This window comes from Anoxynatronum sibiricum, assembly GCF_039414295.1.
Lineage (GTDB): Bacteria > Bacillota > Clostridia > Peptostreptococcales > Tindalliaceae > Anoxynatronum > Anoxynatronum sibiricum.
The window spans coordinates 12,929-39,581 of record NZ_JBCITM010000027.1 but is presented as its reverse complement, the minus strand read 5'-3'; the positions used below and the strand labels follow the sequence as shown (position 1 = coordinate 39,581).

Genomic DNA, 26,653 nt, shown 5'->3' with positions numbered 1-26,653 from the left:
CGCCACTATCCTTGATAATAGAGGATAGGAATACCCTTTCTCAAAGCAATATCACCCCTCAAAACTGATTCTAAGCGCAAAAAAGCCATGTTTCATCTCTAAAACATGACTTTTTCGACAACCTCACCGGCGTTGAAGTTATCACGCCGGTTTTTGATATTTCAAACGCTGCATATGGACTTTCTTATTGATGATGTGAAGCGCATTCTGCCGCGCTGCCTTTTAAGATTTCAATACCATGAATCAGGGAGGGGCCAATAATATCCAGCGCTTCAATCACACCTCTGGGACTTCCGGGAAGGTTAATAATGATCGTATCTTTGCGAATACCTGCAACGGCGCGTGAGAGTATAGCTCTTGGATTAGACTCAAAGCTCTTAACTCGAATTAGATCGGTAAAGCCCGGAATAACGCGCTCGATCACATCTTGTGTGGCTTCGGGAGTAATATCACGTTTGGAAAAGCCTGTCCCGCCAGTTGTGAATACTAAATCCAGTTGATCCACATCACAAAAGGCAATTAATTGACTGGAGATAGCTTCCCTTTCATCGGGTACGACAACCTTTCGAATCACGTTACCACCGATTTTTTCGATAAAACCAGCAATTGCAGGACCACTTAGATCTTCTCTCTGGCCTTGAGCACCTTTATCACTGGCAGTGATGATGCCAACGGTAAACATAATTGAATCCCCCTTAGTTAAAATTCGACTGATTGTTGGTACCTGACTGTTCCGTTGATTTCAACCTCATACTGCGATGAGCCACTGCCAGGCGTACCGATGATACGCACCTCCCAATAGTCGCCATCACGATCAATCTGGTGCGTACGTACTTCGAGGAGTGTTCGTCTACCATCGTGCACACGATAAAGTGATAGCTGAGCAGTCCCTTCGAAGCTTAATGGTCCGACTCGCAATGTTTTACTGATATAGTTGGAATCAGAAGAAGGTGATTCATTCGTAGATGCATCGTTGTCCGGCGTATCATTAGGATCCCAGTTCCATGAATTTCCTGGATCAAAGGGGAAATAACTTCCGGAGCCATCAATTAAGGGATCATACTCCTGCAGAGGTAATTCGTACGAGAAATCCTGTGGAACAATACCATTATGCTCTTCAGGAATATAAGGCTCTGATCGCTTTGTAAAGATTCGGGTTTCAACTTCCCATGGGGGAGTCATCTCATTAGCCAGTTTCCCACTGGGAACATGAATATCAGCCTGCACATGAACTTCACAATAATCGGTTGGTTGTGTACCCTGTACAAATAACTCTGATCGTACAGTGCTTCCCCGCGGGTCAAGTGCACACAATTCTGTGGGAAGTTTTCCTGACTTGGTACATATATTAACTCGTACCAAGCCGTCAGGCTGTTCAAAGGACTTGGGAGCATGGTCTTCATGCACCCGCACCATTACCGTCTTCCACAATTCTGCAGCCATGCGACTTCCTTCTGACAGTTTTTCTGGCAAATCATGTCCGATCCATACACCTGCAGTATAGTAGGGTGTATAGCCGACGAACCAGGCATCTTTTTGATCACTGGTTGTGCCGGTTTTGCCTGCTACTGGAATTTGACTATTGCCTTGATCAATGCGGGCTCTGGAGCCGGTTCCCGATGAAACGGCATCACGGAGCAAGTCAGTCATGACAAAAGCGACCTGTTCAGAGAGAACACGGCTTCGTTCAGGTTTTTTATCCAGTATCAGGTTTCCCCGGCGGTCATATACCTTTGTAAAAGTGACTGGTTCAGTATATATTCCTTGATTTGCGAATACAGCAAAGGCATTGGTCATCTCAAGCGGCGAAACACCCTTTGTCATACCACCCAGCACCATGGAATAGTTCTCGTCATGGAAGGCCTGGCCGTTGCTGATAATAGGGTCATTTGCGTGAACCAGCGACGTGATACCCATTTGTTCCATATAGTCAAACATGATTTTGGCCGGAGGCCGTTCATCATATTGGCCAAGCATCTCTGCAAATCTTACGGCAGCAACATTACTGGAAACCCGCATCGCTTCACGCATTGTCATTAAGCCATAAAAGCCAATACTCGTATAGTGATTACGCGGCCAGGGAGTGTTTGGCGCATGAATATTTAGATAGGTAGGGATATCATCCACAACAGTACCTGCCGTAAGACCCAGATCAAGAGCTGCTGTATATGCAGCTAATGGCTTCATTGCTGACCCCGGTTGTCTGGGTGAGAGTGCACGATTAAATATTTTTTGCCCATCACTCATCCGCCCGCCAATCAGTGCCTTAATGTGGCCGGTATTTGCATCAATGATAACCATTGCTGATTGAGGCTGGACATTGCCTTCTTCATCCAGGATGTAATTCCCTTCACTATCACGCAAAGTGCCTGGAAAGTTTTCAGCTTTACTAAACTCTTGTTCCAAAATGCGCTGCATGCGCATGTTTAGAGTGCTGTGTATCGTAAGACCCCCTGATTGCACCATTTGCCGTGCTTCGTTGCGAGTATACCCAACGTTTTCAAGTTCATTGATAACATCACGCTGCACAAGATCGCCAAAATATGAGGATATCTCATCATTTGTCAAACGGTTAAGGTTGATACTTGCAGAAATATCCTGGTTTAGGGCAGCCTGATACTCTGACTCCGTTAAATAATTCAACCGACGCATACTGCTTAAAACCAATCGCATGCGTGGTAATGTTTCTGGATTGAATACAATTGTATACTCCGCATCGCTGTCATTATAAACAACATGTGTTTCACGAACATTTTCATTTCGAAGCGTAGAGACTGGAGAATATCTGGGTGGGTTGCGAGCAATGCCTGCCAGCAAGGCAGCTTCTGCATGTGTCAGCTCACTGAGATCCTTTGAAAAATAGAGTTCTGCAGCTGCTTGAATACCATTGGCTTGAACGCTATAAGAACCACTGTAAGCAACGCTTCCCAAATTAATGGTATTCAGATAAGCTTCAAGAATCTGTTCCTTACTTAACTGACTATCCAACTGCATCCCATAATAGGCATCTTTTATTTTTCTGGTATAAGTTTGTTCAGGAGAAAGATAAATAATTTTAGCCAGTTGCTGGTTGATTGTACTGGCACCCTGCATGGAACCTGTGCGAAAATTTGCCCAAAAAGCTCCGAAAATACGCTTAATGTCAATGCCGTTATGGGACCAAAATCGCTCATCTTCAATGGCAACAAAAGCGTTAATCAAATGATCTGGTATTTCTTGATATTCAACGAGGGAACGGTAGCCTTCCGTTTGAACTTTTTCCAGCACATTTCCATCTTCATCAAGGATGAACGAACTTTCATCAAGAAAAGAGTATATATTACTGGCATCTATGGGTTCTATTTCTTTAACTATTCCTGCGACAACCCCAAGAACAGTACCTGCTGCCAGAAAAAGCACCAAAACGATAGATATCAAGAGTGTCCAAAAAATGACTTTTCCGGCAGAACTTTTCTTTTTGCGTCGGCGCACAGATGATGCGGCAGAACTGCCTGTTGATTGGGAAGCCCGGGAACGATTGCTTGTTGTATATGATTGACGATTCATGAATGACCCTCCATTAATAACTGCAATTTAATCTCCGATTGATTATACCATAACCTGTTGATTGAAAAAAGAAGTAGCAGTTAAAGCCCAGCGCATTGTCAGTTGCAAGCTATATGATAAGAGACGTAAAATGCTTGAATAGGTTTCGTCAGGCAATCAAGTGGAAAACTGTAAAGATTTAGAAAAGGGATTGTAAACTTCATTACAATGAGGTATCATAAAGATAGTACAGGAAAGAAGGGGGAATCTGTTATGATTGTTCGCAACTGTGCTGGTGGCGTCGTGTTTTACGCAAATCAAGTGTTTATTCTTAAGAACGATAAAAATGAATGGGTATTGCCAAAAGGTAAGATTCGTAATGATGAACCAGCGGCAGATACTGCTTATAACCGCATTGATATTGAAGCGGGTCTTGAAGCAGAAATTCTGTCAACTGCCGGTGAAACATGTTACGAATTTTTTTCTGTCACAAGAAAGCGACCTGTTTGCAACCAAATTGTGTGGTACATCATGAATGCAAAATCCAAAGAGTTTCAAGTAAATAAAGCTGAAGGATTTGTTGATGGTGGTTTTTACCCAATAGATGAAGCCATTGATAAAATAACCTATAGTCAGGACAGATCACTCATTAGTCTTTCATATCGCAAATATAAAGAAATGATGAAGGAAAAAGTGGCCATCTAACAGAAATATCAATACACATAAAAGTAGCAGCGGTGGTGACACTGCTGCTACTTTTATGAATAAATGCAAAGATGCAAAGCAGGAGATGAACAATGAATAAATACAATACGGTTGCCCGGCAGTGTGTAAAGACACTGGAAATCGAAAAATCGTCGTTTGTTGGCATTGCTTTTCCACTGAAATCGGAAGAGGAAGTTGCTGAATTCCTGAAAAATGCCCATATGGATTATCCGGGAGCAAATCATTATGCGTATGCTTATGTTTTTGGAGTCAACCGACAAATACAAAAATTCAGCGATGATGGAGAACCATCTGGAACAGCAGGTCTTCCAATATTAGAATTGTTGAAGCATCGCTCACTGGATAATACGATGGTGATCGTTCTGCGGTATTTTGGTGGTATCAAATTGGGCACAGGCGGTCTGAAAAGGGCGTATTCTCATACTGCGATAGAAGCAATTCAAGCAGCAGGAATTATCACATTAACACGATGCAGCGTCTACGCCATTAGTTGTCCATATCACTATTGGGGTAAAGTACAATACGAACTAGAAAGCAAAGACGTCCTGATAGATGAAGTCAAATACAGTGAAACTGTAAAATTGAAGCTTGTGATTCCCCTCGACTATGAAAAAGAAGCATTAAAGCGTCTTGATGATATTTCTTCGTCGCAGATATTAAAGACTCAAATATCAACAACATATCGGTATATTAAGTCACTAAAAGACTGATTAACTTTTGAAATATCGGGCATAAACAGGATGTGAAGAATTTGTGGGAGGAATGGAAAATGGATAACGTACAGGAAAATAAGCATGAAATGATCTCTTTGAAGAAATGGGTGGTTGTGGGTGCAACACCAAACGAAGAAAAGTTTGGCTATAAAATTTTCAAACTACTAAAGCAAAACAATTACCAGGTATGGGGAGTGAATCCAAATTATGCAGAACTGGAAGGCGAGTTGCTGTTCGCAACACTGAAAGATTTGCCAGAAAAGCCTGACTGTATCAGCGTGGTGGTGCCTCCGCCTGTGGCGTTGAAATTGGTGGAAGAAGCCGCGGATGCAGGTATTAATTTCATTTGGTTTCAACCAGGAACATACGACCGCGATGTGTTGCAAAAAGCAAGAGATTTGGATTTAAATATAGTGTACAATGATTGCGTACTCGTCACGCTAGGTCACTAACTCAAAAAATGAAGTACAAACGCCTGATTTGACGGTTCACTTACTCGGGCGTTTATTTTTTTGCAGGCAAATGTGATATAATGCAACCAGATAAAAAAGAGAAAGACACTCTCACTCTATATGAAAGCGAGCTGAATGAGATGGATCAATTTAATGACATCCGTATTGCCAAAACTATTGAATGGTTGAAAGATCAGGTTAATGGTGCCGGAGCCAAAGGCTTGGTTGTTGGAATTTCAGGTGGAATTGATTCTGCGGTTGTTGCCAATTTAATTAAACGGGCTCACCCAAATAATTCTATTGGTTTAATACTTCCAATAAGCAGTCAGCAAAAGGATGTCGTTGATGGAACTGCTGTTGCTGAAGCTGCTTCCCTCCAGTATCAAATAATCGATTTTTCAGAGATTCATCGGACCATGATCAACAAAGTGACACATGTCCTGCAGGAAACAGGTCCAATTACTACACATTTTCTAAAAATCAGTGATGCTAATTTGAGAGCACGTTTGCGTATGAGCACCATCTATGCGGTTGCAAATGCAATGAACTATTTAGTGGTTGGAACTGACAATGCAGCTGAGGTTTACACTGGCTATTTTACTAAGTATGGTGATGGAGGAGTGGACCTTCTGCCCATTGCAGGTTTACTGAAATCAGAAGTATATCACTGGGCAGAAGAGCTAGGAGTTCCTAAACAGATTATTGAACGAGCGCCTTCAGCAGGGCTGTGGGAAGGGCAGACGGATGAAGATGAAATGGGAGTCACCTATGAAATGATCGATCAGTTTCTTGCAGGTAAAGTGATACCGGAAAAAGAAAAAATGATCATACAATCAATGCATGATAAAACTAGGCACAAGAGACAAATGCCCCCGATACCTGAGTGGTAAAGTTCAATTGCGCGAAGCCCTTTGATGTGCTAAAATGACTATGATAATGTTAAGTCAAACTAAGTTATGGCTAAACAGCGAATTGATTAATGCTCAATGGCTATTGCTTGTGAAGTTAAACTGAATAGGAGTGCGATCAATGGGAAGGATAGGCAATATTAAGGAGCGGAAGAACAAACAGGATTCGAAAAAAGCCTCTGTTTATACGAAAATGGCACGGCTAATAGCTGTTGCAGTGAAAGAGGGGGGGGCAGATCCGGAATATAATGCAGCTTTGAAAGCAGCAATTGATAAAGCAAAGGTCAATAATATGCCGAATGACAATATTGACAGGGCAATAAAAAAAGCCAGTGGCGATAATGACGGACAGAACTATGAACAGATTGTTTATGAAGGCTATGGACCTGCCGGTGTGGCTGTGATTGTTGAAGTTTTGTCAGATAATCGCAACCGAACTGCCGGTGAAGTGCGTCACCTTTTCGACAAATGCGGAGGAAATCTGGGAACCAGTGGATGTGTCTCTTATCTGTTTGATCGTAAAGGCCAGTTGGTTATTGAAAAAAATGATCAGTATGTCGAAGATGAGCTGATGATGATTGCTTTGGATTCAGGGGCTGAAGATTTTATTGTTGAATCGGATGCATATGTGATCATGACAGCGCCGGAAGATGTGCATCAAATCAAGGGAAAGCTGGAAGCTGCTTCCATTCATATACTTGAAGCAGAAACCGTCTATATACCACAAACACAAGTTGAGCTAAACGAAGAAGATGGCATAAAGATGGCTAAACTGGTAGATTTATTGGAAGACAATGATGATGTTCAAGAGGTGCATCACAACTGGGAACAGACATTGTAATTGTCAGAGAAATCACAAAAACCGAAACTGAGGAGTGATTCATTATCACAGGCATGAGAAGAGCACATTTCAGAAAAGGTTTACTGATAATAGTTTTTTTCTTATTAACTGTTCAAACGAGTTTTGCCAACATTGGCTCAGGCATTGTCATCGGTGACAATACAACAGTAAGGGCCAGTGGAGGATTTGACGAATCAGCAATTGCCAAGCTCTCAGTTGGAACGAACGTAATGGTTATGCAGGAATTAAATGGATGGTATCAGATATCGTCCGACGCGGTAACTGGGTGGATTTTTGAAGATTTACTGGTTATCCAACCTGAAAATCGAAACAGTGTGACAAAAGGAGTTGTTGATGCAGACAATTTAAATGTTCGCATATCCCCTTCAACTGAAGCACAACGGATCACTCAGTTAAAGCGAGGGCAGGAAGTAAGAGTAGTTGATAATGAGGATGAATGGCTGCACGTAGTAATGAGTGATGGCCAAAAGGGATGGGTTCATGGCGAGTACATTGTTCGTATACCTAATTTGCCATCTGGAGCCATCAACAAAGATTCTTCCACTGTTTACGACTCAAAGGAATTAAAACAGAATGTTACGACGCTTCAACTGGGCGATCTTGTATACATAAGCGGATATGAATCGGAGGCATACATCATTGAGACCGCCGACGGTCGAACTGGCTGGATACCCAAGAATGACATATCTTTAATCATCAATGGTCAAAATCCTGTTAATCGAGGCGGCTTCAGAGGTAACGAAGATGAGTTTATAAGCATTACAAAATCTTATCTGGGAAGTCCGTATAAGTACGCGTCTGCAGGTCCCAGTCGATTTGACTGTTCGGGATATGTTTATTATATTCTCAACACATATTATAAAAGCGAGTTAAAAGCAAATGGCATTAATTTGCCAAGATCATCACGTACGATGGCAGGTGCTGGAACACCTGTGAGCCGTGATGCACTGCAGGTGGGCGATCTTGTTTTTTTCAATAACTCGAGTGGTTCCATCAACCATGTTGGTTTTTATATTGGTAACAACCAGTTTATTCATGCTTCCTCCGGCGGGAGCATGAGCGTGATCGTATCATCGTTGAATGAAGATAATTATCGCAGACGATACAATACTGCCCGACGATTATTCTAGTTTTACCGGATAACCATGAGCAAAATAATCTTCAAGGAGGTCACGCGATGAAGTTGTTGGAGATAAAATCATTATTGGATGCAGAAATACTATCTGGTCACCAGTTTCTTGACCGGGAGGTCACAAATGCTTTTGCAGCAGATCTCATGAGTGATGTGCTGGCATTTGTAGACGACAAGACGCTGCTTCTTACAGGATTGACCAACCCACACACCATCAGAACTGCTGAAATGATGGATATCCATTCCATTGTATTTGTCAGAGGGAAACGCCCTGATGAGGAAACCATACGCATGGCAGAAGAAAATGATATTGTGACAATGACAACAAAAAACATTCTTTTTGTTGCTTCAGGAATTTTATATTCCAAAGGACTTAGTGGAGCAAATATCATCCACAAATAGTGATGGGGTGGTTACCATTCAGCGTGCATATGCTGTTGAAAAAAATGATTTTAAGAGGGCCGGAGAAGTATCCAGCCAAATTAAAAAAATCATGAAACAAGTTGGCGTCCGACCTGATATTATCCGACGTGTTTCCGTTGCTGCCTATGAAGCAGAAATGAATATTATCATACATTCAGACGGAGGCAGCATTGAGTTTATTCTCAATCCGGAAATCATTAAACTGGTTATTTTGGACCGGGGTCCAGGGATTGCTGATATTCAGTTGGCAATGAAAGAGGGCTATTCCACTGCATCAAAAGATGTTAGGGAGCTTGGTTTTGGTGCAGGCATGGGGCTTCCAAATATGAAGCGATGCTCTGATGAGTTCATGATCGAATCGGAAGTCGGTAAGTATACCAAACTGCAGATCATCTTCCATCAATCGGCTTGAATTTCTGGCAATGCAGATAAAGGAGGTGCCGACATGACAGTTGAAAGGCTGTGCCAGAACAAAGACCTGTCCTTGATTGCTGGCGCAAATGGACTTCAGCGGGAATTTGAAGGCATTTACATTGGGGACATGCTCAGTTGGGTTATGGGACGTGCGCAGGAAAAACAACTTTGGATAACGATCCAGACCAATTTGAATATATTGGCTGTTGCACTGATGGCGGATATTAGCTGTATTGTGGTAGCAGAAAATGCAGACATTCCTGATGAAACAATTGAGAAGGCCAACGAAGAAGGAGTACCTCTTTTTCAATCCTCTCTGACAGCGTATGAGCTGGCAATTAAATTGTCGGGTGCAGATGTGTCATGAAAGTCTATGCAGACCTTCATATCCACACCGTCCTTTCACCTTGTGCAGACGAAGATATGACCCCCAACAATATCGTGAACATGGCGTTGCTAAAAGGGTTGCAAATGATTGCAATTACGGATCACAACGCTATTGGCAACGTGTCTGCCTGCATCGAGGCATCACAAAACACACCATTATTGGTAGTTCCAGGCATTGAAATCACAACACAGGAAGAAGTTCATTTGCTCGCATATTTTTATGAGTATACTGCATTGGCCAACTTTTACAAAGATATTGAAAATCACCTTCCAGATTTGCAGAACAGGCCTGATATTTTTGGACATCAATGGCTCTTCGACTCGAGGGATCGACTCATTGATGAAGACAATCGATTATTAATGAACGCAGTTCAATTATCGTTCGACCAGCTGGTTAAGAGAATTATTGATTATGGAGGAGTGCCGGTACCGGCACATGTTAACCGAGACAGTTTCAGTATTCTTTCAAATCTAGGCTTTATTCCTTCGGAGCTCCCAATTCATTCTATTGAAGTAGTCACGAATAGCAGCAGAGCACTGCCTGTTATTCTACAAAAGCAGTTGGCAAAATACCGACAGATTATCAGTTCAGACGCTCACAACCTGGGCAATCTTCTGGAACAGGTTTTTTTTGTTGAGTTGAAACAGGCAAGTATCAAACAGTTGCTGCATTGGTTATCGCGGTACCAGGAGGCGAAATAATGAAAGAGTTGGCATTGCATATACTTGACATTGTTCAAAACTCTATTAGTGCGGACGCCAGCCATATTAGCATTAGTATTCATGAAGACACTGTAGCAGACCGCCTTGAAATTCACATTAAAGATAATGGCAAGGGTATGGATACAGATTTACTGAATAGCGTTAAAAATCCATTTACAACAACACGAAAAACTCGGCGTGTTGGTCTTGGGATTCCATTATTAAACCAAGCAGCTCAAGAGTGCGACGGCAACCTGGAAATCAAATCAGTTGAGAAGTGCGGCACTGATTTGATTGCGTGGTTTCGCCTATCGCATATTGACAGAATGCCATTGGGAAATATGGCAGAAACGATAGCTTTAATATTAATGAGTGATAATGATTTTGACTTGCAGTACGAACACCGGTTTAACCAACGCAAACTGACATTTAACACACAGGAGCTGCGTCTAATGTTAGAAGACGTGCCACTGAATCATCCTGATGTCGTTGCCTGGATTAAACAATCACTGCAAGAAGAAATAGATGAGCTATATCAACAACCTAATAAGGGGTGATCAGGAGAATGAAGTTTTTATCTTTCAAGGGCGGGATTCATCCGCCGGAATCCAAGAAAGCGACGGAATCGCTGTCAATAGAAACGGCCAGGGATCCACAGAAAGTTATCATCCCACTCCACCAGCATATTGGTGCGCCTTGCCAGCCTGTTGTGAAAGTAAAAGACTACGTTAAAGTAGGGCAAATGATTGGTGAAGCACATGGATTTGTGTCTGCACCAATCCATTCCAGTGTCTCAGGTGAAGTGAAGGAAGTTGCTGTTCGTGCCATTGGCGGAGGTCGGGAAGCAGTCTGTGTTGTTATTGAGTCAGACGGAAAGTTTGAAGTGCATGAAAGCATTGTATCTCCAGGTGATTATAAGTTGATGGAACCAAGCGAAATTACGAAAGTCATTCAACAAGCTGGTATTGTTGGCATGGGGGGAGCAACTTTCCCGACGCATGTTAAACTTTCACCTCCGGCTGAAAAATCCATTGATACGGTTATTATTAATGGTGCTGAATGCGAGCCTTACTTGACTGCAGACCATCGCCTCATGCTTGAAAGTTCCGATGAGATCGTTGAAGGTCTTCTCATTATTATGAAGGCTGTCGGCGCACAAAAGGGATACATTGCCATTGAGAATAATAAACCAGATGCCATTACAACTATGCTGCAGGCAGTTTCAGAAATTCCTGGTATACAGGTGGTTTCGCTTCAAACAAAGTACCCCCAAGGAGCTGAAAAACAATTAATAGATGCCTGTACCGGAAGACAAGTGCCTTCAGGTGGTCTCCCAATGGATTCCGGTGTTGTTGTCAACAATATCGGCACTGCATTCCAAATTGCACATAGCTTTAAAACAGGAATGCCTTTAATCGATAGAATTACAACAGTGACAGGTACCTGTATTTCAGAGCCGAAAAACCTTCGGGTGCGAATTGGAACTTCTGTTGCCGATCTGATTCAACAGTGTGGTGGCTATAAAGAAACTCCAGGTAAATTGATCCTGGGAGGGCCTATGATGGGAATAGCCCAAGAAATGGATGAAGTTCCTATTGGTAAAGGGACTTCAGGTATATTGGCCTTTAATGAAAACGAAGCGATAATTCCCGATCCGGTGAACTGCATTCGATGTGGTAAGTGTATTGATGTATGCCCCATTCATCTAATGCCGCTTATGATCAGTGAAAATGCATTAAAAGAACGCATGGATGAAGCAGAGAAGTATCATGCGATGGATTGTATTGAATGTGGGTCCTGCTCATATATTTGTCCATCGAAACGGCCGCTGGTTCATTCTATCCGAGTCGCAAAAAGCAGTATTATGGCTAAAAAGCGACAGGAAAAGAAATAGTTGACGGGAGGGAAATAGAATGGATCAAAAACTCATTGTCTCTTCATCACCTCATATTCGTGATGAAGGCAGTGTTCAAAAAGTTATGTCAGATGTTGTGATCGCACTTTTGCCGGCAACCATTGGTGCCGTGTATTATTTTCGAACCAGAGCACTGATTCTAATTCTAATTGCCGTGATTACAGCGGTGATAGCAGAAGCCGTTATGCAGAAGTTGAGAAAACAACCAGTAACCATCAGTGACATGAGTGCTGTTGTCACGGGTTTGCTGATTGCTTTAAACATCACAGCTGCATCGGCTTGGTGGATTCCAATGATTGGTTCTGCTTTTGCAATTGTAGTGGTTAAACAGCTCTTTGGTGGGTTGGGAAAGAACTTTATGAATCCGGCCTTGGCTGCCAGAATTTTACTGACATTATCTTGGACAGGACGAATGACTGAATGGATTACCCCTGGAGCGGATGCAGTTTCAACAGCCACACCATTGAGTTTTGTAAAAGGCCAAATGGTAGTACCGGCCAATGCGCCATCACTTTTTGATAGCTTTGTAGGTAATATTGGTGGTTGCATGGGTGAGACTTCTGCACTTCTCTTATTATTGGGCGGATTGTATCTGATATACAGAAATGTGATTGCAATACGGATACCTTTGATCTATATTGGTACTGTTGCTGTATTAACATTGATATATGGTGGATTTAACCTTCACTATATGGCTTATCATGTTGTCTCTGGTGGATTAATGATTGGTGCCATCTTCATGGCAACAGATTATGCCAGCTCTCCAGTGACAAGCCAGGGGCGGATTATTTATGCTTTTGGGTGTGGATTGCTGACAACGGTTATTCGATTGTTTGGCGGTTTCAATGAAGGGGTTGGTTTTTCAATCCTGTTAATGAATGTTGCCACACCATTAATAGAACGTTATACAGTCCCGGCTATTTATGGGGAGGTGAAGAAACAACATGCGTGATATGGTTAAAATGGGTCTCATTCTATTGCTGATTACAAGTATTGCAGGTCTTGTGTTAGGCGTTACCAATAGCTTAACTGAAGGGATCATTTTAGAACGTGCCATGGCTGGTGATATAGCATCAATGCAAGTATTGCTTCCAAATGCTGACAGCTTTGAACCGGTGGATCATGAAGAAATCAATTCTTCGACTATTATTAGAGAAGCTTATGCAGGATTCAGTAACGGCGAACTGGTTGGTTATAACATTAAAGTATCACCAAATGGATACGGTGGTGCTGTTGAAATTATGGTGGGAATCGCTGCAACTCATGAACTAACCGGCATTGAAATACTTGAACAGACAGAAACGCCTGGTCTTGGAACCAAAATCACCGAAGAAGCATATAAAAATCAATTTATAGGTCTGCCAACAGACGGCTCTGCCACCGTGGACACCATTGCAGGTGCAACCGTATCCAGCGAAGCAGTTAATATCGGTGTGCGTGCAGCCACAACACTGTATGAAGACTTTTTGAAAAACTAGCATGGAGGTGGAAGAAGTGAATCTGGGAAAAGTATTTGGGCGTGGAATTGTACTTGATAATCCAATTTTTGTACAGGCACTGGGCATGTGTCCTGTACTTGCGGTCACTAATACCGCCATCAATGGTCTGGGGATGGGACTTGCGACAACCGCAGTGCTCCTTGGCAGCAACCTTGTCATATCGCTGATTCGAAATGTGATTCCTCCTAAAATAAGAATTCCATCGTTTATTGTCGTCATTGCAACTTTTGTCACCATGGTAGGCATGTTGATGAAAGCCTATACACCTGAACTTGATCAGGCTTTGGGAATTTTCATTCCGCTGATTGTTGTCAACTGCTTAATTCTTGGTCGTGCCGAATCATTCGCTTCTAAAAATGGTGCAGGTGCATCCATTATTGATGGCTTGGGAATGGGTCTGGGTTTTACATTGGCCCTGGTTGTATTGGGTGTTGTCAGAGAACTCATTGGCTTTGGAAGTGTGTTTGGCATGGCTCTAATGCCAGAAGCATTCGAACCAATGAGTATTATGACCATGGCGCCAGGAGCATTTCTTGCGCTTGGAATTCTGATGGCCATCTTCAACAAAATGGTTTATTCTAAGTCAAAATCTTAAGGAGGTGCCTACTATGTCTGGCTCATCGATCTTTATCATTCTCGTCAGTGCCATTTTTGTCAATAATTTTGTACTTTCACGATTTCTTGGCATCTGTCCTTTTTTAGGTGTATCCAAACAGGTGGAAACAGCAATGGGTATGGGAATGGCGGTTACCTTTGTGATGGCAATGGCTTCGATTATCACATATGTAGCACAAAGATTTATACTTGATAAGTTGAGAATTGAATATATGCAGACGATTGTATTTATTCTTGTGATCGCCTCTCTGGTTCAGCTTGTTGAAATGGTCATTCAGAAAACCAGTTACTCATTATATCAATCGCTGGGTGTATATTTGCCATTAATTACCACTAACTGTGCAGTACTTGGCTTGACACTCCTCAACATTCAAAATGATTATAATTTGGTCGAACTGATTATTCACGCCATTGGTGCAGCCATAGGTTTTACCTTGGCGATCGTTCTTTTTGCAGCTATTCGGGAACGCATGGAACTTTCTGATTTGCCGCTGGCTTTTAAAGGTTTTCCAATTGCTTTAATTACAGCAAGCCTCATGTCTTTGGCATTTATGGGCTTTATGGGCTTGGTCTAAAGGAGAGTGGAGGAAATGAATATTGAAGGAATTCTGTATCCGGTAGCCAGTCTGGGTGGGCTCGGCTTGGTATTTGGTGCCGGATTAGCATATGCATCTCAAAAATTCAAGGTGGACGTAGATCCGAAAGTGACAACAATTCGAGAGTTGCTGCCAGGTGCCAATTGTGGCGGTTGTGGTGTTCCAGGATGCGATAGTTTTGCCAAGCTTGTTTCGTCTGGGGAAGCAGCAGTGGATGGGTGTCCTGTTGGCGGACCGGAACTTGCTCAGAAACTTGCAGAGGTAATGGGTGTGGAAGTGACTGGTAGTGCCAGACAGGTAGCCAAGGTTATCTGCAATGGTGGCAGTGAAGCTTGTAAAGAGAAGTTTATCTACAACGGCATCACTGATTGCGTAGCAGCAAATCTGGTCAGTGGAGGCAGTAAATCCTGTAGGTTTGGTTGCCTGGGACTTGAAACATGCAAGAACATTTGTCCATTTGGAGCCATCGAAATGACTGAAGACCATCTTGCTAGAATAATTCCGGAAAAATGTACTGGATGCTTGAAGTGCGTAGAAGCTTGTCCAAAAAATGTTATTGTCATGATACCATTCCAACAGGAAGTGGTAATTACTTGCAACAGTAATGATTCTGGGAAGTTAGTCAGGCAAAAATGTAGTGTCGGATGTATTGGGTGTCAGATTTGTGTGAAGGCATGTCCTGAAGGTGCTATTGATTTCGAAAGCAATCTTGCCTTCATTAACTACGAGAAGTGCACCAATTGCTATATCTGTGTGGACAAGTGTCCCACGAAGGCAATTGAAGGAAAAGTGAAAAGAACAACTGAAGAGACGGCTGTTAGCTAATATCCCAAAATAAACAGAGCCGCACGAGTAATCCTCAGGGCGGCTCTGTTTTTATGGCATTGGTGTATTTAACTTGCCATGCTTCTCTTTAAATGTTACACTTTTTATGGATTAAGAAGCGAAAGAAGTGATAACATTGAACTCAACGAAACAAATTGTATATTTTGGGATATTAACGTCTTTGGGATTGGCACTGCATATTATTGAAGGATTTATCCCTAACCCATTTATGGGGATTGTGCCTGGTGCCAAAATTGGTTTGGCAAACATTATTGGCCTACTGGCGTTGGTTCTTTTTGGGCTTCGTTTTGCCCTTTCTGTCAATTTGATGCGTGTCTTTATGGCTGGAATGCTCACTGGTGCAGTCACTTCAATGATGTATGGCTTAGCTGGAGCGCTTTTCAGTACACTTCTTATGTGGGCAGCCCTTCACTTTTTACAACGATTTTTAAGTCTTGTAGGCGTCAGTGTATTGGGAGCTCTGGGGCACAATGTGGCACAATTAAGTGTTGCAGGAGTGATGATTCAAAATGTTCGCATATTTGTTTATTTGCCATTCATGATGTTTGCAAGCATTTTTACAGGCATTTTCATTGGTTTGACGGCCTACTTTGTTTTGCAAAAAGTCAAACATCGCTTCACCAATATCACATACTCACTGACATAATAGATTTTTGAAAAGACAGGAGGTGCCAGAGAACATGCATCGCAGCAAAAATATGGGAGTACTTCTTTTTATGCTGGTTACCGGTGTTTTAATAGGCAGCCTGTTGGGAGCGGTGCTTTCAAGATTTATACCACTGCTCAGCTATGGACCAGGTCCGCTGGGGATCAAGGAGTTTGGCATTGATTTAAGCATTATTTCCTTTCAGTTAAGTTTTTTGATTGACCTGAATCTTGCTGGATTACTGGGTGTGATTATCGCTGTACTGATATTCAAAAAGCTTTAGAAGAGAAAAAGCATAATCTTATTTCTTATCATCTGGAGGCGGATGACACTGGAAAAATATCAAACAACCATCAAGAAAATGCCTGCTTCTGAGCGACCGCGTGAACGCATGCAAAGCGCTGGTGCCCACGTGCTGTCTAATCCTGAGTTGCTGGGGATAATTCTAAGCAGTGGAACTCAGGATGTCAGTGCTGTTGAACTGGGCCGCAGGATATTGTGTCATCACCCGAATGAAGGGATCGCATTCCTAAGAAATACAACTATTAACGAGTTGTGTGAAATAAAGGGGATTGGGACTGCAAAAGCTTGTCAGATCATGGCGGCTGTTGAACTTGGTAAACGCATTTCATTAAGAGAACAAAATCAACGATATAAAATAAAAAGCCCAGAAGATATTTCCAGATTACTGATGGACGATTTGCGTTTTCTTCAAAAGGAAAAGTTTTGTATTTTACTGCTAAATACAAAGCATGAAGTATTAAAAATCGAAGAAATTTCAGTGGGCAGCCTGAACGCTTCCATTGTTCATCCGAGGGAAGTTTTTTTGCCGGCGATAAAGAACAGTTGTGCAGCTATCGCATTAGTTCACAATCATCCCAGCGGAGATCCTTCACCCAGCAAAGAAGATATACAAATCACCAATAGACTTATTGAAGCAGGAAAACTCCTGGGCATCTCAGTCATCGATCATGTCATTATTGGTGATAATGTGTGTGTAAGCCTGCGAGAACTGGATGCTTGCTCTTTTCAATAGATGCAGTTTCATAAAACCCAAGTATTGAGTATATGTTAAAGATGGTGAATGAATTGATCAACTTGAACGACAAAAACCATGTGCCGATTATTCTGACCATCCTTGTGATTGTCTTGATTATGATAATTGGTTTCACATCCCATCAAAGGGAGCAAATATTCATTCTTGAGCGAGGCTTGGGAAATGTGTTTTTACCTATACAGCGTGTGATTTCAAAAAGCATGTCTCAGGTGGAGGAAAGTCTGGTTACTCTCATTCGTTCTTCGGATATTAAAGATGAAAACAATCAATTGAGATCTGTTAATGAGTCCTTGCAGCATCAGCTTATTGAGCTTCAACTTACTCAGGAAGAATTATCGGAACTGCGACAGCTGCAAAGAACACTAAACAGTATAGATCGACATGATGATTTCTTCCCGGTTACAGCCAATGTGATTGCAAAAAATCCTGGGAACTGGTTTGAAATGTTCACAATCGATGCGGGTTCACAACAAGGCGTTGAAAAAGACAGTGTTGTTATTGGCTCTGGAGGTTTGGTGGGACGCGTCTATGAAACTGGTCATTTTTGGTCTAAAGTGATTGCTATCATAGATAATAGCAGTTCTGTCAGTTTTCAGGTGTTGCGCGATGGTTCGCTTCAGGGAATTATTTCTGGAAGCGTTACCAATGAGTTATCAGGATATCTATTTGACCCAGATGCTGAAGTGGTTGTGGGAGATCAATTGATTACGTCAGGAATTGGTTTGTACCCAAAAGGTATTCTTATTGGTGAAGTGACAACCATTGACAGAACACCGGATTTGTTGCTTAAAAGTGTGAATGTTGAGCCGGCTGTTAACTTTAATCGACTGGATAAAGTACTTGTTATCAGTCCGCGAACCATTGATGAATAGAGGCCAGATATGCAAAAATATGTGATTGCCCTTACTGTTCTGCTGTCCATCATTGCTGAATCAGCACTTTTTCCATTTTTATCAATCAAAGGTGTTGTACCAAATCTGACATTGATTCTGGTCATCAGTTATGCTTTGTATGAAGAAGAAGGCAATGCCGGACTGATCGGCTTGCTTGCAGGCTTAACAAAGGATATTGTGGTCGGTCGTATCATTGGAGTCAGTGCTATCAGCTTTATGCTTACTGGCTACTTTGTTGCTCACTACAATCGGAAGATATTTGCTGAACATGTGACTACCCCACTGATTTTAGTCATGTTGGCGACGCTATTCCATGAAAGCATTTACCTGCTTTTTGTCTTTTTGTTAGGTTATCAGGTCGACCTTCTATATGCGATTCATCAGGTTTGGATGATTCAGTTCCTCTATCAATTAATCATGACAGTTCCTGTCTATGCATTTGTTCGCAAGCTATTGCAGTGTCATGGGATGAAGAAGCAATACTGAGGTGAAACCAATGTTCAACAAATTCAACAGACGTTTCGTTGTCATTTTCATTATGTTTGTTTTATTTTTTTTAGTGATCATTTTTCGATTGGCCAGCCTGATGATTGCAGAAGGAGAAGGGCATCGAGAGTATGCAGAAAACAGAATCGTCAAGAGTATTACTATAAGTGCACCGAGAGGAGAGATTCGCGACAGGTATGGGCGTTTACTGGCTGGTAATCGTCCAAGCTTTGCAGTGGAAATATCCAAAAATGAACTGGTAGACGATCAGATTAACGAAATAAGCGCCCAGTTAATTCGCATATTAGAGAAAAATGGTGACAGTTATCTTGATGAGTTTCCTATTAAACACAATGGCCATCGATTTTTCTACACTTTTGATCAAGAAATAGAGAAATGGAAGAATGACTATGATATTCCCCAGTGGTATCAGGCAAAAGAAGCGTTTGATCTTTTGCGAATACGCTATGAGATAGATGAAACTGATCCAGCCATGATACAACAGCAGCTTTTAGCTATTCCAGAACTGACAATTCCCATTTCAATTCGAACATGGAAATTCACGCAGGAAATGCAAAAGGATCAGTGGCTTCAGAAGTTTTTCATTCCAGAAGAGCACCATCGAGCTGATGAGGCATTTTTTTGGCTGAGAAATGAACGTTTTCGTATTCCTGAATCACTTTCAGATGATGATGCTCGAAAATTAATGGCAATGCGGGAACAGATTGACACTCAACTTCCGGGATTCATGCAATATCAACCAGTTAAAATTGCACAGGACATTTCTCAACAGTCAGTGACAATGGTTGAGGAAATGATTTTTGATTTACCCGGTGTTAGTATTGTAGTCGAGCCAGTGCGTACCTATCCAGAAAATGTATCCGCTGCTCATATTTTAGGTAATCTTGGAAAAATTTCACAGCAAAATGAAATTGAATACTACATTAATGAGCATGGATACCTTCCGAGTGATATAATTGGTAAAACTGGGATTGAACACAGTTATGAATCTTCTTTAAAGGGAATTGATGGATCTCAAAGAGTGGTTGTTGATTCTAAAGGTCGCCTGGTAAGAATTCTTGAAAAAGAAGAACCCATCCCTGGCGAGACGGTATTTTTGACGATCGATATTGAGTTTCAAAAAAAAGTTGAACAAATATTAAAAGATGTATTGTTGACCATTCAGGAGGGTGGCAGTTACGATACACAGTGGGGAAGCAATCGTTTGGTTGGCACACAAGGACCCCGACGAAACGCAAATGCAGGAGCAGTTGTTGTAACCGACGTGAAAACAGGTGAAGTTCTGGCGATGGCCAGTTACCCGGCTTACGATCCAAACCTTTTTGTTACGGGCATCAGTAGTGAAAACTGGAATAGTTTAATGCCTGATAATCCGAGAGATCCATTGGCTCCACGCCCGCTAATGAACATTGCAATGTCCACTGCAGTGCAGCCTGGCTCCACATATAAGATGCTGGTTGGCCTTGCTGGCCTGGAGCAGGGACTCAGCCCCGACTATCGAATACAGGACAGGGGTTATATTCAAGTGGGAGAGCATTCCTTTGGAAACTGGCTTTGGAACCAGAGTCGCCAAACCATGGGAAACCAAAACTTGTACGAAGCAATAGCATTTTCAAACAATTATTATTTTTATAGTGTCGCAAATGCTTATGACTATAGTAGAAATCGCGCTCTTCCCTTTGAAATGAATATTGATACATTGGTGAACTATGCCCATTTATTTGGCTTGGATGATCCTACGGGTATTGAGATCCTGATTCCAAGAGAGCGTTTTGGAGGTGTACCCAATCCCGACACCAAGGCTCGGACAGTCAAAGCGATGCTGCGTAATCATCTGAATCGAATCATGAGTCTGGATGATTTAGATGAAAGTAAAGTGGAGTTGAATGACGAAGGTCTGCGTGAAGCCATAGAACAGCTTGTCGCCATTGCAGATGACAACCCGCCCAGATATCAGGTATACCGCCATATATTAGATGCTGGCATTCGGGAAGAAAGAGCTAATGCCATCACTGACCTCGTTAAATATAGCTATTATAATCAGACGAATTGGTCTCTTGCAGATACCATGAACTTTGCCATAGGACAAGGCAGCCATGCTTATACACCTTTGCAAATGGCTAATTATATGGCGACATTAGCAAATGGGGGCATTCGTCATCAGGTGAGCATTGTCAAACAAGTCATTTCTCAGGAGTCTGGGCAGAAGAAGGTGACAGAAAGGCAGTTGTCGGAAGAACTGAAGCTGAACAACCCCGACAACCTTGCGCACATTCGAAGAGGAATGTATGATGCCACCATTACAGGTGGCGCCCGTAACTACTTTACGCAGTTTCCGGTTAAGGTAGCAGCAAAAACTGGTACGGCTCAAAGAGAAGGAAAAATTCCACCAGCTGATGAGGTTGCTTATTTAAAAACCCATTTGTCGGCATTCCGCGTGAATGAGTTGGAAGTCGATGAGTTGACTCAACAACTGATGAGTGAAAACCGAGACAATTATTTGTTCCAAGACGAAGGCTACGCCATGAGAGAAGCCATCAAGCTATTGAATCCATCCATTCGAAACAGTGATCTAGATCAGTTCAAGGATGATTATGATAACTTTTCGTGGTTTACCGGGTTTGCGCCCTATGAAGATCCTCAAATAGCCATTGCTGTGTTGGTTTTCCAGGGTGGGTCTGGAGGCTACGGTGCACCCATATTTAGAGAGATTGTGGCTGAATATCTTGGACTGAATCAGGAGACTCATAATGTTTCAAATGCATTTAATAGTTTTCAGACAGAATAGGATTATGATAAGATGATAACGATAGATGAACATTTTGCAATGTTTTAGAAAAACATCGTTATGAATGCGGTGATGACAGTTTATGTTGCCAGGAGGTGTTTATGATGCCAACGGGAGAGGGTGTAGTTGAGTTTAAAGGAACTGGAAACGGTCTAACCATTCGTGTTCATTTAAATCAACCCTATGAAACCATTAAAGAAATGATCCGCCATAAAATTGATGAAAAACCTGCTTTTTACACGGGAGCCACATTAGCAGCTGTCACATGCGAAGGAGTATCAGAGGAAACGCGGCAGGAACTTGAGAAATGGTTGGCATCTGACTATCAAATGACCCTCAGTGCACAAAAGAATCACGAAAAAGAACGGGAGATTTCGCGTAAAACAATCGGAGTTTCAGATGAAGAAGACAAGTTGGCTGCATTGGCACTACTGGAAAACAGCACTCAACAAAATCCGAAATTCGTTCAGGGCACAATGCGCTCCGGCCAGAAAGTGGATCATAAGGGTGATGTCATTGTGTTGGGAGATGTGAACCCGGGAGCAGAGATCTATGCCGGCGGCAATATTGTCGTTATGGGAAATTTAAGAGGAACTGCACATGCCGGATTAAACGGACAGGAGAATGCATTTGTGGCAGCATTGATACTGCAACCAACACAACTAAGAATTAATCAACTGATTACACGATCACCGGATGATGTGCCTGAAAAAATTTGGAATCCGGAGATAGCAAGAATAAAAGATCAGGTGATCTGTGTTGAACCATTTTTGTCAAGAAATCGCGAAATTGATTAGGAGGGGAATAAATGGGAGAAGTGTTAGTCATTACATCTGGTAAGGGTGGTGTGGGGAAGACCACCACGACAGCTAATTTGGGAACCGGATTAGCCCAGTTGGGAAAGAAAGTAGTAGTGATTGATGCTGACATAGGGTTGCGAAATTTGGATGTCGTGCTTGGACTGGAGAATCGCATTGTATATGACCTGGTGGATGTAATTGAAGGAACCTGTCGGTTAAAGCAGGCTTTGATTAAAGATAAGCGCTATCCAGACCTATTTTTGTTGCCGGCAGCGCAAACAAGAGATAAAAATGCCATAAACCCTGAACAAATGATTGCGCTTCATGAAGACCTTAAAGAAATATTTGATTATATTTTAGTCGATTGCCCTGCTGGAATTGAGCAAGGGTTTAAGAACGCCATTGCAGGTGCAGACCGTGCAGTTGTTGTTACAACACCGGAAATATCTGCCGTGAGAGATGCTGATCGTATTATAGGACTACTGGAAGCTGCTGAATTGCGTAATCCGATGCTGATTATCAACCGTCTTAAAATTGACATGGTGAAAAATGGAGATATGATGAATATCGAAGATATGCTAGATATTTTGGCTATTGATCTGTTGGGTGTTGTGCCAGATGATCCGGCAATCGTTATTTCCACCAATCGTGGCGAACCGGTTGCAGATGGATCACAATCTTATGCAGGTCAAGCATTTCGTAATATAGCAAGACGCATCTCAGGTGAAGATGTACCTTTTCTTGACTTGGAACTACAAGATAATTTCATTCATCGTCTGAAGAAGATACTGGGATTTGCCAGATAACTGTTAGAAAGGGGGATGCTCTGTGGATTTTTTCAAGTTCTTTATGGGTGAAAACAAAAAAAGCAAAAATGTTGCCAAGGAAAGACTGAAGTTGGTGCTTGTCCATGATCGAGCAGACTGTTCTCAAGATTTTCTGGATGCAATTAAAGGTGATTTAATCAGAGTGATTTCAGACTACATGGTTATTGATGAAAATGAACTCGATATAAGGATGACACGAACCAAGCGTGATACCGATGATACGATGGTACCTGCACTTGTGGCAAATATCCCCATTAAACAGATGAAAGATCGGAAAAGATAATGGAACAGGAGAAATGCATGAATATCGCACTGATTGCACACGACAACAAAAAAGATATGTTGGTCAATTTTGCCATCGCCTATGAACAAATATTTTCCAGGCATGCTATCTTTGCCACTGGCACCACCGGAAAACGTGTGATGGAAAGTACTCATTTAAAAGTGCATCGATTCTTATCCGGTCCAATGGGAGGAGATCAACAAATTGGAGCTGAAATTGCCAATAACCGCATGGATCTGGTCATTTTTCTTCGCGACCCCATGACAGCTCAGCCCCATGAACCTGATATCCAGGCATTAATTCGCCTGTGCGATGTTCATCTTATACCAGTAGCAACAAATATTGCCAGTGCTGAAATTATGTTAAAAGCTCTTGAACGTGGTGATTTTCGGTGGCGACAATATTTACACAAATATGAATCACCAGTCCGATAAATGAGAAGAGTGACAGAAGACTATTGAATCAAATGGTCTTTTTTGTCTTGTAGAGAGCATAAGCAACCAATGGGGGATATGATGAATACTCAACTGGAAAATCTTTTGAATAAGGTGGAAAAACCTGCACGTTACATAGGCAATGAGTTCAACAGTTTCCACAAAAAAGTGGAAATAGAAACAATCAGATTTGCCTGGTGCTTTCCTGATTTGTACGAAATTGGAATGAGTCATTTGGGTAGTCTGATTATGTACCATCTGCTTAATGAGCAGCATGACATATTTTGCGAACGATGCTATACTCCTGCCCAGGACATGGAAACAGCAATGGTTGAAGAAAAAATACCACTTTCTAGTCTTGAATCAATGACGCCCTTGCGTCAATTCCACTTTATTGGATTCACGCTTCAATATGAATTGAGCTATACCAATATTTTGCATATGCTGTCATTGGGCAATATTCCATTGTTGGCTTCAGAACGAAAATCAACCGATCCAATTATCATTTTAGGGGGACCCTGTGCTTACAATCCCGAACCTTTGGCAGATATAGCTGACTTGATTGTTATTGGAGAGGCAGAGGAAGTAATCCTTGAGATCATGGAAGCCTTCAGAGTCCATCGACAGGATAAAGATAGCTTTCTGACAGCATGTGCATCACTTCAAGGAGTATATGTTCCCAGTTTCTATAAATCGGTTTACGATGAAAAAACAGGAGAATTTCTCAAAACTTACCCAGTCAATAAAAGTGCGCCTGTTCAAGTAAAGAAAAGGATCATTCGAAACCTTGATACTGTTTATTTTCCTCAAAAGCCCTTAGTACCATACTTAAATGTTGTTCATGACCGGGCAACCATTGAACTTTTTAGAGGATGTATTCGAGGCTGTCGCTTCTGTCAGGCAGGTGTTATCTACAGACCCGTTCGCGAGAAATCATTAAGCGTATTAATTGATGATGCACAAACCATTATTCAGGAAACCGGTTATGAAGAGCTGTCGCTTTCCTCTTTGAGCACCAGTGACTACAGTCAGTTAAAGAGTCTGACAGAAACACTTACCGCCCATTTTTGCGATGATCGAGTGGGTCTATCATTGCCATCGCTGAGACTGGATAATATGACAATGGAAATTCTGAAAGAAGTTCAGAAAGTGCGAAAATCTGGACTCACCTTTGCTCCGGAGGCTGGAAGCCAAAGATTGAGAGATGTGATTAACAAGGGAATTTCTGAAGAAGATCTCATTACCGCGGTGAAAAATGCTTATGAAGCTGGCTGGAGCCAGGTAAAGCTTTACTTTATGATTGGTCTTCCAACTGAAACGGATGAAGACGTAGAAGCGATTTATCATTTAGTCTCAAAGCTCGATCATGAAGTCTTTCAAAAAAGAGATAAACAATTGACACATCCCTTGAGAATTAGCGTCAGTGTTTCGAATTTTGTCCCAAAGCCTTTCACACCTTTTCAATGGGCGCCCCAAGACACAGTTGAAGCTTTTGATGCGAAGCATCAACTGTTGAAAGAGAAGTTTCGCCACCGTCGATCCATCAGCTTTAACTACCATGATGCAAAGACAAGTTTTCTGGAAGGGGTTTTTGCCCGTGGAGACAGGCGTCTGGGAAAAGTGCTGCTGAAAGCATACCAAATGGGTTGTCGATTTGATGGTTGGGCAGAACATTTCAACTTTCAACGTTGGATGGAAGCGTTTGAGGCCTGTGGGATTGATCCATTGCAGTATACAATTGGAAAGTGTTCAATCGATGAAGCGCTTCCGTGGGATCATATTGATGTGATAGTGACAAAATCATTCCTTCAAAAGGAGTACAATAAATCAATTCATGGAGAAACAACACCCCATTGTCGTTCAAACTGTAGCGCTTGTGGGTTTCAGCAAACCCATCTGGGGGGGATATGTCCATGATGATACGCGCTCGCTATTCCAAAACAGGCCACATGAGATTCCTGTCTCACCTCGATTTGGTTCGTCTTTTTGAAAGAGCGTTTCGGCGTGCGCAGATGCCGTTGGCATTCACTCAGGGCTACAACCCACATCCAATCATTTCTTTTGCTGCACCTTTGAGTGTGGGAGTTGGGAGTATCGCTGAGTATGTGGATGTGCAATTAACGGAACCAGTGTCACCTGATACTTTTGTTCATCTCATGAATGAAATTCTTCCGCCGGGCATTATGATAATGCAAGCAACAGCGAAAGACCCTAAAACAGCTGATTCTTTAATGCAGGAAGCAGCAATCATGCAATATCAACTGACTTTTAAGGCCACAAACTCTTTAGAGCTTGCCTCTCTGCAAAAGCGTCACCAACATTTTATGGAGCTGGAAGAAATAATCATTGAAAAGAAACAGAAGAAGAAAAACAAGCAGCGTCACCGACGAAATGCTGACAAAGTAAAACGAATCGATATTGTGCCATATTTTCATAAATGCACCTTTGAAATTTTAGAAGAAGATACAATTGTACTGGATCTTTGCATTTATGTGACGCAAAATGGCACCATCAAACCGGGTTTGGTTTTGCAACAGTGGCTTGACCACTGCAGTCTACACATAGATTCGGATAATCTGACAATTGAAAGAACTGAAATATATCGCAAGACTGGATCTGGCTTTGAACCTATTCTCCCAGCAGTGCACGCATCAACCTAAAGAGTTGACTTAGGGCTGTTGTTTATCAGTTCATCATACAGAA

The 26,653-nt window shown here is 42.0% G+C and carries 31 protein-coding genes; 29 read left to right on the top strand and 2 right to left on the bottom strand.

Annotated elements, in window-relative coordinates; genetic code table 11:
• Positions 1–184 precede the first annotated feature (184 nt).
• Entirely contained in the window at positions 185–682 is a 498-nt protein-coding gene (locus tag AAIG11_RS16660) for a MogA/MoaB family molybdenum cofactor biosynthesis protein (protein ID WP_343187366.1), read from the bottom strand.
• A 17-nt stretch (positions 683–699) separates the two neighbouring features.
• Positions 700–3,546, bottom strand: coding sequence for a transglycosylase domain-containing protein (locus AAIG11_RS16655; protein WP_343187365.1), 2,847 nt, complete (start codon positions 3,544–3,546; stop codon positions 700–702).
• Positions 3,547–3,798: 252 nt separating this feature from the next.
• On the opposite strand from AAIG11_RS16655, the gene AAIG11_RS16650 reads away from it, so the two are divergent.
• The 29 genes from AAIG11_RS16650 to AAIG11_RS16510 all read left to right on the top strand — a co-directional run bounded on the left by AAIG11_RS16650 (position 3,799) and on the right by AAIG11_RS16510 (position 26,610).
• Complete coding sequence (locus AAIG11_RS16650; protein ID WP_343187364.1) at positions 3,799–4,230, top strand: NUDIX hydrolase; 432 nt, start codon at positions 3,799–3,801, stop codon at positions 4,228–4,230.
• Positions 4,231–4,322: 92 nt separating this feature from the next.
• Positions 4,323–4,961: a YigZ family protein gene (locus tag AAIG11_RS16645; protein WP_343187363.1), complete on the top strand. Its 639-nt coding sequence runs from the start codon at positions 4,323–4,325 to the stop codon at positions 4,959–4,961.
• Between the two features lie 59 nt (positions 4,962–5,020).
• Positions 5,021–5,416, top strand: a complete 396-nt coding sequence (locus AAIG11_RS16640; RefSeq protein ID WP_343187362.1) for a CoA-binding protein — start codon at positions 5,021–5,023, stop codon at positions 5,414–5,416.
• A 140-nt stretch (positions 5,417–5,556) separates the two neighbouring features.
• Positions 5,557–6,306: an NAD(+) synthase gene (gene nadE, locus AAIG11_RS16635; protein WP_343187371.1), complete on the top strand. Its 750-nt coding sequence runs from the start codon at positions 5,557–5,559 to the stop codon at positions 6,304–6,306.
• Positions 6,307–6,445: 139 nt separating this feature from the next.
• Positions 6,446–7,165, top strand: a complete 720-nt coding sequence (locus tag AAIG11_RS16630; RefSeq protein ID WP_343187361.1) for a YebC/PmpR family DNA-binding transcriptional regulator — start codon at positions 6,446–6,448, stop codon at positions 7,163–7,165.
• Between the two features lie 53 nt (positions 7,166–7,218).
• Positions 7,219–8,316, top strand: coding sequence for a C40 family peptidase (locus AAIG11_RS16625; RefSeq protein ID WP_343187360.1), 1,098 nt, complete (start codon positions 7,219–7,221; stop codon positions 8,314–8,316).
• A 47-nt stretch (positions 8,317–8,363) separates the two neighbouring features.
• Positions 8,364–8,720 (top strand): DRTGG domain-containing protein, encoded by a 357-nt coding sequence (locus AAIG11_RS16620; protein ID WP_343187359.1) that lies wholly within the window; start codon positions 8,364–8,366, stop codon positions 8,718–8,720.
• The gene (locus tag AAIG11_RS16615) at positions 8,662–9,153 is read left to right on the top strand and encodes an ATP-binding protein (protein ID WP_343187358.1); all 492 of its coding nucleotides are present in this window, start codon (positions 8,662–8,664) and stop codon (positions 9,151–9,153) included. The genes AAIG11_RS16620 and AAIG11_RS16615 overlap by 59 nt, the downstream gene beginning before the upstream one ends.
• Positions 9,154–9,186: 33 nt before the next feature.
• Complete coding sequence (locus AAIG11_RS16610; RefSeq protein ID WP_343187357.1) at positions 9,187–9,522, top strand: DRTGG domain-containing protein; 336 nt, start codon at positions 9,187–9,189, stop codon at positions 9,520–9,522.
• On the top strand, positions 9,519–10,244 hold the full coding sequence (locus tag AAIG11_RS16605; RefSeq protein WP_343187356.1) for a PHP domain-containing protein: 726 nt from the start codon (positions 9,519–9,521) through the stop codon (positions 10,242–10,244). Before AAIG11_RS16610 ends, AAIG11_RS16605 begins: the two co-directional genes overlap by 4 nt.
• On the top strand, positions 10,244–10,801 hold the full coding sequence (locus AAIG11_RS16600; RefSeq protein ID WP_343187355.1) for an ATP-binding protein: 558 nt from the start codon (positions 10,244–10,246) through the stop codon (positions 10,799–10,801). The genes AAIG11_RS16605 and AAIG11_RS16600 overlap by 1 nt, the downstream gene beginning before the upstream one ends.
• Positions 10,802–10,809: 8 nt before the next feature.
• Complete coding sequence (gene rsxC / locus AAIG11_RS16595) at positions 10,810–12,138, top strand: electron transport complex subunit RsxC (RefSeq protein WP_343187354.1); 1,329 nt, start codon at positions 10,810–10,812, stop codon at positions 12,136–12,138.
• 19 nt (positions 12,139–12,157) lie between these two features.
• Positions 12,158–13,111, top strand: a complete 954-nt coding sequence (locus AAIG11_RS16590; RefSeq protein WP_343187353.1) for an RnfABCDGE type electron transport complex subunit D — start codon at positions 12,158–12,160, stop codon at positions 13,109–13,111.
• Entirely contained in the window at positions 13,104–13,637 is a 534-nt protein-coding gene (locus AAIG11_RS16585; RefSeq protein ID WP_343187352.1) for an RnfABCDGE type electron transport complex subunit G, read from the top strand. The genes AAIG11_RS16590 and AAIG11_RS16585 overlap by 8 nt, the downstream gene beginning before the upstream one ends.
• Before the next feature lies 1 nt (position 13,638).
• On the top strand, positions 13,639–14,253 hold the full coding sequence (gene rsxE, locus AAIG11_RS16580) for an electron transport complex subunit RsxE (protein WP_343187351.1): 615 nt from the start codon (positions 13,639–13,641) through the stop codon (positions 14,251–14,253).
• Positions 14,254–14,266: 13 nt separating this feature from the next.
• The gene (rsxA, locus tag AAIG11_RS16575; protein ID WP_343187350.1) at positions 14,267–14,848 is read left to right on the top strand and encodes an electron transport complex subunit RsxA; all 582 of its coding nucleotides are present in this window, start codon (positions 14,267–14,269) and stop codon (positions 14,846–14,848) included.
• A gap of 15 nt (positions 14,849–14,863) precedes the next feature.
• Positions 14,864–15,694, top strand: a complete 831-nt coding sequence (locus tag AAIG11_RS16570; protein ID WP_343187349.1) for an RnfABCDGE type electron transport complex subunit B — start codon at positions 14,864–14,866, stop codon at positions 15,692–15,694.
• 136 nt (positions 15,695–15,830) lie between these two features.
• Positions 15,831–16,361 (top strand): Gx transporter family protein, encoded by a 531-nt coding sequence (locus AAIG11_RS16565; protein WP_343187348.1) that lies wholly within the window; start codon positions 15,831–15,833, stop codon positions 16,359–16,361.
• Between the two features lie 34 nt (positions 16,362–16,395).
• Positions 16,396–16,644 (top strand): DUF4321 domain-containing protein, encoded by a 249-nt coding sequence (locus tag AAIG11_RS16560; RefSeq protein WP_343187347.1) that lies wholly within the window; start codon positions 16,396–16,398, stop codon positions 16,642–16,644.
• 42 nt (positions 16,645–16,686) lie between these two features.
• A complete protein-coding gene (gene radC / locus AAIG11_RS16555) occupies positions 16,687–17,397 on the top strand; it encodes a RadC family protein (RefSeq protein ID WP_343187346.1) in 711 nt (236 codons plus the stop codon).
• Between the two features lie 32 nt (positions 17,398–17,429).
• On the top strand, positions 17,430–18,290 hold the full coding sequence (gene mreC, locus AAIG11_RS16550) for a rod shape-determining protein MreC (RefSeq protein WP_343187345.1): 861 nt from the start codon (positions 17,430–17,432) through the stop codon (positions 18,288–18,290).
• 9 nt (positions 18,291–18,299) lie between these two features.
• Complete coding sequence (gene mreD / locus AAIG11_RS16545) at positions 18,300–18,797, top strand: rod shape-determining protein MreD (protein ID WP_343187344.1); 498 nt, start codon at positions 18,300–18,302, stop codon at positions 18,795–18,797.
• A 10-nt stretch (positions 18,798–18,807) separates the two neighbouring features.
• Positions 18,808–21,606, top strand: coding sequence for a penicillin-binding transpeptidase domain-containing protein (locus AAIG11_RS16540; protein WP_343187370.1), 2,799 nt, complete (start codon positions 18,808–18,810; stop codon positions 21,604–21,606).
• A 104-nt stretch (positions 21,607–21,710) separates the two neighbouring features.
• Positions 21,711–22,403, top strand: coding sequence for a septum site-determining protein MinC (minC, locus tag AAIG11_RS16535; protein ID WP_343187343.1), 693 nt, complete (start codon positions 21,711–21,713; stop codon positions 22,401–22,403).
• An 11-nt stretch (positions 22,404–22,414) separates the two neighbouring features.
• Positions 22,415–23,212, top strand: coding sequence for a septum site-determining protein MinD (gene minD / locus AAIG11_RS16530; RefSeq protein WP_343187342.1), 798 nt, complete (start codon positions 22,415–22,417; stop codon positions 23,210–23,212).
• Positions 23,213–23,234: 22 nt separating this feature from the next.
• Positions 23,235–23,516: a cell division topological specificity factor MinE gene (gene minE / locus AAIG11_RS16525; protein WP_343187341.1), complete on the top strand. Its 282-nt coding sequence runs from the start codon at positions 23,235–23,237 to the stop codon at positions 23,514–23,516.
• A 17-nt stretch (positions 23,517–23,533) separates the two neighbouring features.
• Positions 23,534–23,950, top strand: coding sequence for a methylglyoxal synthase (mgsA, locus tag AAIG11_RS16520; protein ID WP_343187369.1), 417 nt, complete (start codon positions 23,534–23,536; stop codon positions 23,948–23,950).
• A gap of 69 nt (positions 23,951–24,019) precedes the next feature.
• Positions 24,020–25,867 (top strand): TIGR03960 family B12-binding radical SAM protein, encoded by a 1,848-nt coding sequence (locus tag AAIG11_RS16515; RefSeq protein ID WP_484477164.1) that lies wholly within the window; start codon positions 24,020–24,022, stop codon positions 25,865–25,867.
• Positions 25,864–26,610, top strand: a complete 747-nt coding sequence (locus tag AAIG11_RS16510) for a TIGR03936 family radical SAM-associated protein (RefSeq protein WP_343187339.1) — start codon at positions 25,864–25,866, stop codon at positions 26,608–26,610. The genes AAIG11_RS16515 and AAIG11_RS16510 overlap by 4 nt, the downstream gene beginning before the upstream one ends.
• Positions 26,611–26,653: the final 43 nt, after the last annotated feature.